Raw genomic sequence first — 12698 nt, 5'->3', positions numbered from 1 at the left:
TACACTATTGGCCCTTCCGTGCCCGCGCTACCCATTCATCTGCCGCTTTCAAGCGCGATAGATCACGCGGCTGCGTGCCCTTATCCGAATAGGAGGGCCACGAACCCAAGAAGACGAGTTCTTCCGCGCGCAACCACAATGCGCGCAGCGCTGCGGCCACGGGTTCGTCATCGATGTGGCCTACTAGTTCCACGTGGAACCTATACGTGCCGAGTCCGGTGCGGGTAGGCCGCGATTCGATACGGGAAAGATCCACACCGCGGTGGGCGAATTCCTCCAGTGCGCCGACCAACGAACCTGGTTCGTTGGGCAGGGTAAAGACCACTGCGGTCTTGTCACGACCGGTGCGGGTCGTTGGTTTTCCGGGCAGCCCCGCGAGGACGAAGCGGGTGGTGGCGCCCTGGACGTCGGCCACGGCATCGGCGAGCGTGTCCAGCTCAAAGAGTTCCGCGGCGCGGGTCGGCGCTGCTGCCGCATCGACTTCCCCCGCAGCTACCGCCTGGGCTGCGGCACCATTGGAGCTGGCGGCAACAAACGTGGCAGCGGGAAGATTCTCTGCCAACCAGCCACGGACCTGCTGCAAGGCCACCGGATGGGTGGAAAAGGTACGCACGTCATTGGGCTTAGTGCCGGGCCGGACCATGATGCTAAACGCAACAGACAGGTCGACTTCGCGATAGATCTGCACTGCGTCGCCATCGACTAGGGCGTCGGACGTGGCGGTCACCGCACCGTCGACCGAATTTTCCAGGGCAACGCAGGCATAGTCCGCTTTACCTGCGCGCACCGCGTTCACAGCTGCCGCGGGCGAGTCCACTGGCAGCGGCTCCACGGCGGCGAATTCGCTGGCCATCTGCTGCAGAGCAGCCTCGGTGAAGGTACCGGCGGGACCAAGGAAGGCAATTTTTGTTGCGGTGCTCATGCTGGCAACCCTAGCCCACTAGACTGTGGCGCCATGGAGTTTTCCCCGGATTTCAGCTTGGCGGCTCTCCGCGAATCGCTTGCGCATTTAAGCGCCGAAGAGCATGGATTTACCCACCTCGACTTGGAGCGCGCACCGCAGGCGGAAGGCCGGTTAAGCGGGTGGATACTCTCCGCCAAGGATCTCAACGATGTAGCGGGCATGCCTACCACCATGGGGCATGTGCAGCGCACCTATCTCCCAGAGTTCAGCGATCCTTTCATCGAGCGCTTGGAGCAGCAGGGAGCGCGCATCGTGGGTAAGTCCGCGGCACCGGAGTTGGGCCTGCGGGTAGATACGGAACCGGTGGGCCTGCCGCATCCGGATAACCCGCTCTATCCAGGAAAGACGCCGGGTGGTTCCTCGGGCGGTGCGGCGGTGCAGGTGGCCCGAGGGTTACTGCGTGCGGCTCATGCTTCGGACGGCGGCGGCTCCATCCGGGTGCCTGCTGCGGCTTGTGGCGTGGTGGGCTTCAAGCCCTCCGGCGAGGAGCTGGCGGTGCAGGGCTTTATTGCGCGCACTCTTGACGACGCCGCTTTTCTCCACGAACTGCGCCCACGGACGCCACGCGCACGGGTAGGCGTGCTGGTCGATCCGCTCTTTGCTTCCACGGCCGTTGCCCCGCACATGCTGCAGGCGGTCAAAGAAGCAGCGCAGGTACTGGAGGGCCAGGGTTTTGAAACGGTGGCGATTTCGCCCTATCCGCAGGCAGGCGAGACTTTCCAGGCTTTCCAGCGCCTATTCATGCGCAAGCTGGCCAAGCTCCCGGAGACCACCGGCTACGCCGAGTGGATCCGCCAACTGGGGATGCAGGTAAGCAACGCCGAGCACGCGGCGGCGCGCGAGCACGCGGCGCAGCTGCCGGCGTTGTTGGCGGAGTACTGGCAGGTAGACGCCATTCTCACGCCAATGCTGGCCTATGATCCGCCCAGGCGCGGCGCGTTTACCTCCCTCCCGCACCAGGAGAATTTCGACGAACAAACGCGGTGGTCGCCGTGGGGCTCGCTGTTCAACGTCGCGATGCTGCCCGCGGTTTCGATTCCCTGGAAGGTGCCAGACCACCCGCCGGTGGGCGTGCATTTGGGAGGCATAACGCTTGACGACGCCGAGCTGCTCGGCTTAGCGAAGGTGCTGCACCCATGACGCGCGGGCATCTTAAAGAGGCCGGAAACCAAAAGAACCGGACGAGGCTGACGGAAATCCTCATCGTCTTGGCCTTGAGTTTTGGTATTTCGGGCGTGCGCTCGGTGCTGCGGCTCATCGATGACCTGCTCAATCCAGCACCACTAAACGCGCAATCGGTGACCATCAACTCGAGCCAATCTGTCTCCCCGTGGCTGGACCTGGGCCTGCAGCTCTGCTCCGCCGCCGTGCTGTTTTCCTGGGGCGCGCTGGCGCTCTATTTGCTTTCGGTCCGGAACAAACCCGCGGCGATGCTTGAGCGTTTCCTGCGTGTAAGGGATTGGCTGCAGGGCGCAGGCCTGGCCGCACTCATCGGGTTGCCGGGGCTCGCACTGTACTACACTGCGCTGCACTTTGGTTGGACCAAGGAAGTGGTCCCAACCTCCTTCGATAATGCCTGGGTGGAAATGCCAGTGCTGCTTTTGAAGTCGGCCGCGAACGCCTTTGCCGAGGAAGTCGTGGTGGTCTACTGGTTTATGACCCGCCTGCGCCAATCAGGCTGGGCGCTGCCGGCTACCCTCGCGGCGTCATCAATCCTGCGCGGTTCCTATCATCTCTACCAGGGTGTATCGGCAGGTTTCGGCAACATCGTGATGGGGCTGGTCTACGGATACTTCTATGCCAAGACCGGCAAAGTCTGGCCGCTTGTCATCGCGCACTTTCTCATCGACGCAGTGGCTTTCGTGGGATATTCCCTGCTTTTCTAGACGGCGCATTCTGTTTATGCACAGCCCAGTTCGGAACAAACGTATGTGGACAAACGCATGTACACATATGGGACAGGAGTGAATTCGATGTAGAGTTGAGCGCATGACTCAATCTGGACGAGACCCGCATCGCGAGGCACGCCGCGCAGGTGATAGCCCTGTGCCCGCCTCCGGAGCAGATTCCGGCGCAGGCTCGGCCGCAGACTACGTGCTCGGTGCTGACGGCAAACCTATAAGGGACCGCTTTGGGCGCCCAGTGCGGCGTCGCCAAGCAGCGCCGCGCCCACCGCGGGCAGGATCTGCGGCGAGTAACCCTAGCGCCCGCCCGACCTCTCCCCGCCCGGAAGAAACCCGTTTTGATGTGGGCGCATACATGGAGCGCAATCAGGGCGCGCCACGGCGCACGCCGCCCCGGCGCGAACAGCAGAGCATGCCCCAGCGTGCGCCTCGGCGCGCAACGCCAGATGTACCGCGCAGCTATCGCTCACCTGAAGGCCCAAGGGGCGTAAAACCGCAGCGTCCGCATCGCCGCCGCAAGAAGGTAAACCCGATTAAGAAGTCTTTGGGCTGCCTGGGCTGGTTCGTGGCGATCATGCTCGTGCTGACCTTGGTCTTTACCTTGTGGACGGATTCGCGCCTGACCCGCATCGAGGCGATGCCGGAACAGCAGGTCTCCAATACAGCGGGCACCAACTGGCTGTTGGTGGGCTCCGATTCCCGCCAGGGGCTGACGGAGGAACAGCAGGCAGAGCTCGGCACCGGTGGTGACGTGGGCGTCGGCCGTACCGACACCATCATGGTCCTGCACATTCCGGCTTCCGGCAAGGCCAAGCTGGTCTCCATTCCGCGCGATAGCTACGTCGAGGTACCTGGCTTCGGCATGGACAAGATCAATGCTGCCTTTACCTATGGTGGCCCGCAGCTGCTGACGGAAACCGTGGAGCAATCCACTGGCTTGCACATCGATCACTATGCCGAAATCGGCATGGGCGGCCTGGCCAACGTGGTTGATTCTGTTGGCGGTGTAGATATCTGCGTCAAGGAAGCGATTGATGATCCGCTCGCCGGAATCAACCTGCAGCCGGGCTGCCAGGAGCTGCGCGGACCGGAGGCGCTGGGCTACGTGCGCACGCGCGCTACCGCGATGGGTGACCTTGACCGTGTCCAGCGCCAGCGTGAATTCTTCGCAGCGCTGCTGGATAAGATCACCTCGCCGAGCACGCTGATCAATCCGTTTAGGACCATCTCCCTGGTCAACCACACCGCCAGCTCCTTCATCGTGGGCGAAAAAGACCACGTCTGGCACCTGGCCCGCGTGGCGCTGGCCATGGCCAGCGGCGTGGAGACCGAGACCGTGCCAATCGGCGGCTTCGAGGACACCACGGTAGGCAACGTGGTGCTCTGGGATGAAGAAGCAACCCAGCAGCTGTGGGATTCGCTGAAGTAAGACCGCTCCCGGTAAAGCAGCGATCATAAAAGGGGAGGCACCTCATCGGAGGTGCCTCCCCTTCTTTGTGTCTTTTGTAGGCGCATCGTACGCGCGGAAAGTACTAAACAGCTACTTTCTAGCGCAGGGTGACCTGGCGGGACTTGATGTTCTCGAGCTGCTTGCGCTCGTCGGAGTTCAGGTTCTCGTCGTTGTCGATCTCTGCGGCGAGCGCCTTGTCGACACGAGCAAGCTCTGCCTCGTAGGAGTCGAATGCTACCTCTGGCTGCAGGTCAAAGACCGGCGCGATGAGGCCGTGGGTGCGGAAGACGCCGGCGAACTTGGTGTTTTCACCAAGGTTCAGCTCGCCGCGTGCTGCAACGCGGGCCAGGGCGTTTAAGAAGGCGTTCTCATCATCGTTCGGGCGTACCCAACGGATGTGCGCCTTGCCGCCGCCGGCGTTTGCCCAGAAGGCGATGCCCTCGATGTCGTTGCCTACCTGGTGGGACTCGATGACGGAGTCGTTTGCCATCTGCATAGACTGCGCCACCTGCGGGGTGATCTGAGCGCCCTCTGGCATCCACCAGGAGAAATCCTGGTAGACGTTAATGTCCAAGTCTGCAGATTCCTCAAGCAGCTCGCTAAGAGCCGGCTCAGAGCCGTCTGCCGCGGTGGACTCAAGGGTAGAGCCCGGCTCATTATTCTTTACCCAGTTCAGGGCGAATGCGAGGTCGCGGCCCGGGTTGTGGGTGTGGGACTGTACCTGCAAGCCCACGAATGCGTCGCCGCCGAACTCATCGTCACGGATGAGTGCGGCAGAAGCGCCCGGCAGAACGGTGGCGACATAAACGTCCTTGTCAAAGCCCTTGAGGGAAAGCTTTGCAGTCGCGGAAGGAACGAATTCCTGCATCGCAACGAGGGAAGCCTCAGCGCTCAAGCCACCGAAGGGACGGGCATCCTTTTCTAGGGCCGCGCGCTCTGCGGCGCGAGCAGCTAGCTTGGCCTGACGGCGAGACATTCCCTCAGGCAGCTGTTCCTTGTTCTTTTTCTTCTTGGCCATGTTCACCAATCTACCTGCTGGCTAGAGCTCTATGGCGAGTAGGGCCACTTCTGGTTGATTCGTGGCCAAAATGTCTATCCCGTTGGACCACGCCCATTTCATGTCATCCGGTTTATCCACCGTCCACAGATAGGTAGGAAGCCCAAAGGCCCCGATGTCATCGGGGCGCAATTTGGCACGCAACAACGACATACCCAGGCCCGTTGGGCGGGAAAGCAAAACATCCGGGAAGTGCCGCTCCCAGTCGCGACGTAGATAGAAGCGATCGACCTGCGGGGCAAGAGACTGCATGCGCCGGACTGCTTTGTGGGAAAAGGAAATCATGTGGATGCGGGGGTCATCGAGAAGCCCGGCGTAGCGCAAGCGCAGCACCAGCTGTTCTTCAAGAACATCGCCTTGGCCGGAAGGATGCTTGGTTTCGATGTAAAGGTGATGCGGGTTATCGCCCAGCATCTCCAGCAGTTCATCGAGCAGCAGCATGTGCTGGCCGCCGCCGATGTCGACCTGGCGCAACTCCTCCCAATCCATCTGCGCGATGCGGCCTGGGCGGCCCGCGGTGCGGTCAAGGGTGGCGTCATGGTTGACCACCACCTTGCCGTCCCGGGACAGGCGGATATCGCACTCGAGGCCGTGAATCGGCAGCTCCAGCGCCTTAGCAAATGCAAGAGAGGACAACTCCGGATATTTACCGGAGTATCCCCTGTGCGCGACAATTTTCACTATCCGAAGATCTCAGTCTTGATCTTGTTGAGCGTTTCAAAGGAAGCGCGGAAGCGCTCCTTTTCGTGCTCGTCGAGCGCCAGCTCAACAACCTTGTTGATACCGGAACGGTCGATCACCGCTGGGGTGCCGATGTAGGCATCCTCAACGCCGTACTGGCCCTGCAGGTACGCAGAAACCGGAAGCACAACTGCCTGGTTCTGGATGACTGCACGAGTGATGCGTGCCAGGCCCATGCCGATGCCGTAAGAGGTGGAACCCTTGGCGTCGATGATCGTGTAGGCAGCGTCGCGAGTATCTTCGAAGATCTTCTCGATGCGCTCGTTGTAGCCTGGATCCTCCTCGGAGCGGTGGGACAAGGACACACCGCCGATATTGGCCGAAGAGACAACCGGGAGCTCAGAGTCGCCGTGCTCGCCGATGATGTAGGCGTGGACGGAGGTCGGAGCGATGTCATCCATCTCCGAGAGCATGTAGCGATAACGCGCGGAGTCCAGGATGGTGCCGGAGCCGATGACGCGCTCATGCGGCAGGCCGGAAGCCTTCCACACTGCGTAGGTCAAAAGGTCCACTGGATTGGAAGCAACCAGGAAGATGCCATCGAAGCCGTTGGCCATGACGTCGGAAACGATCGAGTTCATGATGTTGACGTTTTTATCCACCAGCTGCAGGCGGGTCTCACCCGGCTTCTGCGCGGCGCCGGCGCAAATGACCACCATTGCGGCATCAGCGCAATCCGCGTAGGTGCCCTTGGTGACGCGGGTGCGCGAAGGCGCCCAGACCACGCCGTGGTTCAAGTCCATCACGTTGCCGGCGAGCTTCTTCTCGTCGATGTCGATGATGGCCAGGTGGTCGACGGTTCCTTGGTTAACGAGTGCGAATGCGTAGGCAACTCCAACATCACCTGCGCCGATGAGCACGACTTTGTTTCCTACATGATTTCCCATGAGCCCTATTGTGCCCCGAGTCTCCCAACTTTGCCTGTTGTACGCCCGATCTCACACAAGGGACTGTCCGATTTCACATCATTTATGCCCGATCAAACATCCCCTGCACGAGGGTGAGGATGCTGGTTGAATGGTTCGCATGCGTGATATCGCCCGCAAATTCGCCCGCACCGCAGCCATACATACCCTTTCAGCTGCGGTTTTCGGTCTGGAAGTGCTCAGCGATCTTACCCCTGGAGTACGCATGACGGGCAGGAGACGTTTGCCACAAAATATGGCGCCCGGCATCTTTGTGGCGGAAATTGCTACCTGGGCCGCAGTCTCCCCGTCGCTTTTGCCACGTCCTTGGTGGGTCACCGCAGCCAACGTCGCCATCGGTCAGGCAGCCGGACATTTCACGGCAACCACCGCTGCGTTTATCACTAAACGCGGCCTGCGCTACATCGGTAAGCGCCCACAAGACAGGGTTGGGCCCACCACCCGTAGCCGCACCCACCTCGCCCTGGGCGTAATCACGCTTTTGATGGGCGCGCGCTCGCTGCGCAATCAGAGCGAGCAGGCCAAGCTGGTCAACAAGTACAACGAGCGCGGCCCCCAGTCAGCGGCACTCGGCATCGCCATCGGAACCCTAGGTTATGGCAGCCTGCTCGTCATCGGCGAGGCCGCCCAGCTCACCGTCACCCAGCTCTCCCGCCAGGCCCAACGTTGGCTGCCACGCTGGCTGGCGTGGCCATTGGCCGGATCAACCGTGGGTTATCTCATGGCTTTATTTAGTGACCGCATGCTGTGGCGGCGCTTCATTCACGACGCCTCGATGCAGGCGCTGCAGCTTAATAAGCTGGTCTATCCCGGCTCTGTGATGCCGTGGGAGCCTGAGCGCTCCGGCAGCCCGTGGTCCCTGGAGCCATGGACTGCCGTGGGCTCACAAGGCCGCGCCTTTTTGGATCGCGGCCCCCGCGCGCACGACATCAAGGACGTCATGCTCTGCTCTGATGCGCACGAGCCGATCCGCATCTTCATTGGCTTGGTCCAAGGCCGCGGGCCCATCGCCGCCGCTCAACAGGCACTCGCCGAGCTGGAACGCACCGGTGCCTTCCGCCGCGACACCATCGTGATTGAGTTGCCAGCAGGTTCCGGGTGGATCAACAACTACTCGGTGTCCGCCTATGAGTTTTTAACCCATGGCGACTGCGCCACCGTGACGCTGCAGTTTTCCTATCTTCCTTCGGTCTTTTGCTACGTCGTGGACCGCAAAGCACCAATCAATGCTGCGCGCGAACTCATCGCCGCGGTGCAATCACGCATCAACGATATGCCGGAGGATAACCGGCCGAAGCTTTACTTCGCCGGGGAATCTTTGGGCTGCTACGGCATCGTTGAAAACTATCGGGACTTGGAGGAATTGCTGGCGGCTTGCGATGGCGCGGTCTTTACCGGCCCGCCGCGGATGACGGCTTTTACCCGCCGTTTGGCCCGCGCCCGCGACCGCGGTTCATTGGAGCGGCTACCGCTTATCGACGCCGGGCAACACGTCAGGTTCGCTTCCACCCCAGAACACATGGAGCACGACGCCTTTGGCAACGAATACCAGCGCTGGCAGCGTCCCCGCGTGGTCTTTGCCCAGCATGCATCCGACGCCATCGTCTGGTGGGATCGCCGCCTCATCTTTATACGTCCAGACTGGATCCAGGAACCCGCCCCAAGGACGCTGTACGCAGATACCTTCAGGCGCCTGCCATGGGTGCCTTTCATCACCTTCTGGCAAGTAGCTCTCGACCAACTCAATTCGCTCAACGTCCCTGGCGGACACGGGCATAACTATTTCGAGGAAACCTTCTGGTACTGGGATAGCGTGCTCGGCTCACAGGCGCGTACACAGCTAACGCCAGAACTGGCAGAGCGCATGCGCGCCTTTGTCGAGCGCGACCAGCTAAATAAGCCTTCCGATTTCCGGCACCAGGTAAAAAAGCGTCTATAGCGCTCTCGCCCTAGTGCGTAGCAACTCTTAGCCGCACTTCACGCCGGTGGAATGATGCGGGCAGTAGCCGTGTGGGTTCTTGTGCAGGTACTGCTGGTGCTCGTCTTCGGCGAGGTAATACTCGCCTGCGTCGGTCTCAGATAGCACGACTACTTCGGTGGTGGTGTCACCAAAGCCGGCGTCGGCAAGCTTGCCCGCGTAAGAGTCAACGATGCCCTGAATTTCCACGCGCTCGGCCTCGGTCTCTGGATAAAAGGCCGAGCGGTACTGCGTTCCCACATCATTGCCCTGGCGGAAGCCCTGCGTTGGATCGTGTGCCTCCAAAGCCTTGACCACGAGCTCTTTCAGGCTTACCTGCTGCGGGTCATAGGTAATCTGCACGACCTCCGCGTGATTGGTCAGCCCGCGGCAGACCTCGTAATAGGTGGGGTTTGGGGTGGTGCCGCCGGCATAGCCAACGGACGTGGACTCCACACCGGGGGTTTCCCAGAACATTTTCTCCGCACCCCAGAAACAGCCGATGCCGATCACGAGAGACTTCTGCCCCTCCTTCCAGGGGCCGGTAATCGGCGTGCCCAACACAGCGTGCGGCTGCGGCTCCAAGATCGGTTCCGCGCGCCCCGGCAGAGCATCTTCCCGGCTAACGATTTTCGGTTCTGGTTTAAACAACCACGACATGTTTTCTTCCTCGTTTCACTTTGAATTTGATGGTTTTCACGAATTTTCTTCGGGCCGTTTGGCCACCGTTTAGGGCCAAGGCCTGCTCTTCGATGCGGACGAGTGTAGCGCGGGGTGGAAAAATTGTGGCGGAATACTTTCAGCGCTCCTATCATTGGGCACCGTACCCAAAGAAAGGAATTAACAATGGCTGTCTACGAACTACCAGAACTCGACTACGCATACGACGCACTCGAGCCACACATCTCCGCAGAGATCATGGAGCTGCACCACACCAAGCACCACGCAAACTACATTGCTGGCGCTAACGCTGCTCTCGAGGCTATCGACGCTGAGATTAAGGGCGAGGGCAACGCTGACCGCCTGCGCGCTCTGTACAAGAACCTGGCCTTCAACCTGGGTGGCCACACCAACCACTCCATCTTCTGGAAGAACCTTGGCCCTAACGGTGGCGGCGAGCCAACCGGCGAGCTGGCAGAGGCTATCAACCGTGACTTCGGTTCCTTCGAGGCTTTCCAGAAGGCCTTCAACGCTGCGGCTCTTGGCCTGCAGGGCTCCGGCTGGGCTGTCTTGGGCTACGACCACATCGCTGGCCGCCTCCTCGTTCAGCAGCTGACCGATCAGCAGGGCAACACCTCCATCAACTTCACCCCGCTGCTCATGCTGGATATGTGGGAGCACGCTTTCTACCTCCAGTACAAGAACGTGAAGGCTGACTACGTCAAGGCAGTCTGGAACGTATTCAACTGGGATGACGTTGCTGAGCGCTTCGCTGCAGCTTCCAAGTAAGCGTTAATTAACGCTTTTAGAGCCGGCCTTTACCCGCCTTTGATTGGCAGGAAGGCCGGCTTTCTTTTTGTTTTACCTACTTCTCGAGCCCTTGTTAGGCCCCGCCTTTTGCCCAGGTGCCTTCCACGATGAAGTCGCGGAACTGCGCGACCGGCGGAGCCTCATCTCCTTGCCGCCAGACGAGGCCAAGCTCGCGGTAAGCGGGCGGCTGCAGCGGAACGAGGTTTCTTACCTGCAGGTAGGGGTCGTCGAGGGGCAGAAGCGCGCTACCCAGGCCGGCGGCAACGAGTCCTGCCACAGTGGTTAGCTCCATCGACTCAAAGACCAACCGTGGGCTAAAGCCTGCACTGTCTGCTAGGGCGTCGAGAAGCATGCGCGTGCCATACCCGGGAAGCATGCCGATGAAGGGTTCCTCGCGGAACTCGGCGATTCCTACCTCCGCGCGGTCTGCGGCCCAGTGTCCCTCGGGCACGGCGAGCCCCAGCCGCTGTCTCTCGATCTGATGCCAACCTATCTGTGCACTAGTTGTCGGCTCCGCCGCTTCGGGCAAAGTAGGCCGCGGGCCCACCAGCGCTAGGTCAGACTCGCCCGCGAGTACGCGGCCAACCAGCTCTTGCGCCGCGCCTTGATGCAGACGAATATCCACGTTCGGATGCTGTGCGCGATAAGCCTTGACCAGGTCAGGGACCATCCAGGTGCCCAGCGAATGCATGAAATCTAGGCGAACTGCGCCGCGTTCCGGGTCCATGAGCCGGGACACCATATCCCGCCCGGCGCGCTCAGCGGCGAGCATCTTCCGTGCGTGCACTACGAATGCCTCACCGCGGGTATTGAGCACCAGCCTGCGCCCCACGCGGTTGAAAAGACTTGCCCCCAGCGCACGCTCCATGCGTTGCACTCGGCGGGTGAGCGCAGACTGGGAAATGCCTAGCTCATCGGCCGCGGCGCCCACCTGCCCGAGCTCCGCAACGGCGACGACGCCACGAACGTCATCCAGGTTCATTCCCGCACCCACTTTTCTATATGCGCCGTCTGCATTAAATTTCTAATTTTCAGACATTTTACACATGCATTGCCGCCACGCATGCTGTTTATATGACTAGAACCCGGCGCGCCATGCTCGCAATGCTCTTCGTGGGGCTGGCGATCTTTTCCTGTCTCTACACCACCCAAGCCCTACTGCCCACGCTGGTGGAACAGATGGGGCTCAGCTCCACGCAGGCCGCTCTGACGGTGTCGGCGGCCACGGGCGCGCTGGCTCTATGCGTGATTCCCGCTTCCATCCTTTCGGAGCGATTCGGACGCGGCCGCCTGCTCATCGTCTCAGCGGTCGGTGCGACGCTGCTGGGCTTAGTCGTACCGCTGGCCCCAAACGCAGCATTGCTCATTACTTTGCGTGGCCTGCAGGGCGCGGTGATTGCCGGTGCCCCAGCCACGGCTATGGCCTGGTTATCTGAAGAGCTTTCTGCCACCGATCTCGCCCGCGCGATGGGCCTCTACATCGCCGGCACCTCCATCGGCGGGCTGACCGGCCGCCTCGTGCCCACCGGCATCGTGGAGTTCAGCTCTTGGCGCTGGGCGTTGTTCGGCTCAGCCTGCGTCTCGTTGTTTTTCGCCCTCGTTTGCATCGTGTTGCTGCCTGCACAGCGCAACTTCACCCCTAAGGCACTGCGCTTTGGCAACGAGCTACGCGCCATCTTTGGCCATCTGCGAAACCGCAAGCTGGTGGGGCTATACCTGGTGGCATTTCTGGCGATGGGCACCTTTGTCTCGATGTACAACTTCTTAGGATTCCGGCTCATCCAGCACTTTGGTCTGGCGCCAGCGCTGGCGGGTTCGGTGTTCCTTTTCTACTTGAGCGGCACGTGGGCCTCGGCTCGCGCAGGCCGGCTGGTACAGCAGATCGGCCATGGAAAGACGCTTTTTGCTTCCTGCCTTCTTTTCACGCTCGGCATCTTTGCCTGCGCTGGGCCCCTTCCGCTAGTTCTGCTGGGCATCGTGGCGCTGACGGTCGGTTTCTTTGCCGCGCACTCCACGGCTTCCGGCTGGGTGGGCCACCTGGCCACCCATGACCGTGCGGAGGCCTCCAGCATGTACGTCTTTTGTTATTACTTTGGTTCTTCCGTCCTGGGCGCGGTGGCAGGCCTGCTTTTCGACGCCCTGCCCTGGGCCGGCTTCATCGCCTGTTACTGCGGCGCGGCGCTGGTACTGACAGGCCTGACTTTGACCTTGAGAAAAAACGAATAAACT

The 12698-nt window shown here is 61.0% G+C and carries 12 protein-coding genes; 6 read left to right on the top strand and 6 right to left on the bottom strand.

Going from position 1 to position 12698, the window contains the following annotated elements; translation table 11 throughout:
- Nucleotides 1-4: 4 nt before the first annotated feature.
- On the bottom strand, nt 5-922 hold the full coding sequence (pheA, locus tag HMPREF3158_RS07085; RefSeq protein WP_070497855.1) for a prephenate dehydratase: 918 nt from the start codon (nt 920-922) through the stop codon (nt 5-7).
- Nucleotides 923-955: 33 nt separating this feature from the next.
- Between pheA and HMPREF3158_RS07080 the strand changes: the two genes are divergently transcribed.
- The 3 genes from HMPREF3158_RS07080 (at nt 956) to HMPREF3158_RS07070 (ending at nt 4297) form a co-directional block, all read left to right on the top strand.
- Complete coding sequence (locus tag HMPREF3158_RS07080; protein ID WP_070497853.1) at nt 956-2104, top strand: amidase; 1149 nt, start codon at nt 956-958, stop codon at nt 2102-2104.
- Complete coding sequence (locus tag HMPREF3158_RS07075) at nt 2101-2850, top strand: CPBP family intramembrane glutamic endopeptidase (RefSeq protein ID WP_061925099.1); 750 nt, start codon at nt 2101-2103, stop codon at nt 2848-2850. Before HMPREF3158_RS07080 ends, HMPREF3158_RS07075 begins: the two co-directional genes overlap by 4 nt.
- A gap of 103 nt (nt 2851-2953) precedes the next feature.
- A complete protein-coding gene (locus HMPREF3158_RS07070; RefSeq protein WP_070497851.1) occupies nt 2954-4297 on the top strand; it encodes an LCP family protein in 1344 nt (447 codons plus the stop codon).
- A 118-nt stretch (nt 4298-4415) separates the two neighbouring features.
- Here the strand turns inward: HMPREF3158_RS07070 and HMPREF3158_RS07065 are convergent, their stop codons facing one another.
- Genes HMPREF3158_RS07065 through HMPREF3158_RS07055 form a run of 3 tightly spaced genes read right to left on the bottom strand, consistent with a single transcriptional unit; the run spans nt 4416 to nt 7003 of the window.
- The gene (locus HMPREF3158_RS07065) at nt 4416-5336 is read right to left on the bottom strand and encodes a DUF5926 family protein (RefSeq protein WP_062036768.1); all 921 of its coding nucleotides are present in this window, start codon (nt 5334-5336) and stop codon (nt 4416-4418) included.
- A 21-nt stretch (nt 5337-5357) separates the two neighbouring features.
- Nucleotides 5358-6056 carry a glycerophosphodiester phosphodiesterase family protein gene (locus tag HMPREF3158_RS07060; protein ID WP_070497849.1) on the bottom strand — a complete coding sequence of 233 codons (699 nt, stop codon included), beginning with the start codon at nt 6054-6056 and terminating at the stop codon, nt 5358-5360.
- Nucleotides 6056-7003 (bottom strand): L-lactate dehydrogenase, encoded by a 948-nt coding sequence (locus HMPREF3158_RS07055; RefSeq protein WP_062036764.1) that lies wholly within the window; start codon nt 7001-7003, stop codon nt 6056-6058. Before HMPREF3158_RS07055 ends, HMPREF3158_RS07060 begins: the two co-directional genes overlap by 1 nt.
- A 130-nt stretch (nt 7004-7133) precedes the next feature.
- Between HMPREF3158_RS07055 and HMPREF3158_RS07050 the strand changes: the two genes are divergently transcribed.
- Nucleotides 7134-8981: an alpha/beta-hydrolase family protein gene (locus HMPREF3158_RS07050; RefSeq protein WP_083291053.1), complete on the top strand. Its 1848-nt coding sequence runs from the start codon at nt 7134-7136 to the stop codon at nt 8979-8981.
- A 27-nt stretch (nt 8982-9008) separates the two neighbouring features.
- Here the strand turns inward: HMPREF3158_RS07050 and msrA are convergent, their stop codons facing one another.
- Nucleotides 9009-9659, bottom strand: coding sequence for a peptide-methionine (S)-S-oxide reductase MsrA (msrA, locus tag HMPREF3158_RS07045; protein WP_070497848.1), 651 nt, complete (start codon nt 9657-9659; stop codon nt 9009-9011).
- A gap of 186 nt (nt 9660-9845) precedes the next feature.
- Between msrA and HMPREF3158_RS07040 the strand changes: the two genes are divergently transcribed.
- Entirely contained in the window at nt 9846-10448 is a 603-nt protein-coding gene (locus HMPREF3158_RS07040) for a superoxide dismutase (protein ID WP_070497846.1), read from the top strand.
- 94 nt (nt 10449-10542) lie between these two features.
- Here HMPREF3158_RS07040 and HMPREF3158_RS07035 read toward each other — a convergent pair whose 3' ends face one another.
- Complete coding sequence (locus HMPREF3158_RS07035) at nt 10543-11451, bottom strand: LysR family transcriptional regulator (RefSeq protein ID WP_070497844.1); 909 nt, start codon at nt 11449-11451, stop codon at nt 10543-10545.
- A 92-nt stretch (nt 11452-11543) separates the two neighbouring features.
- On the opposite strand from HMPREF3158_RS07035, the gene HMPREF3158_RS07030 reads away from it, so the two are divergent.
- Nucleotides 11544-12695, top strand: coding sequence for an MFS transporter (locus HMPREF3158_RS07030; protein WP_070497842.1), 1152 nt, complete (start codon nt 11544-11546; stop codon nt 12693-12695).
- Nucleotides 12696-12698 lie beyond the last annotated feature (3 nt).

This window comes from Corynebacterium sp. HMSC06G04, assembly GCF_001807365.1.
Classification (GTDB): domain Bacteria; phylum Actinomycetota; class Actinomycetes; order Mycobacteriales; family Mycobacteriaceae; genus Corynebacterium; species Corynebacterium simulans.
Note: the sequence above shows the minus strand (reverse complement) of the source record. Positions and strands in the feature narration are given on the sequence as shown.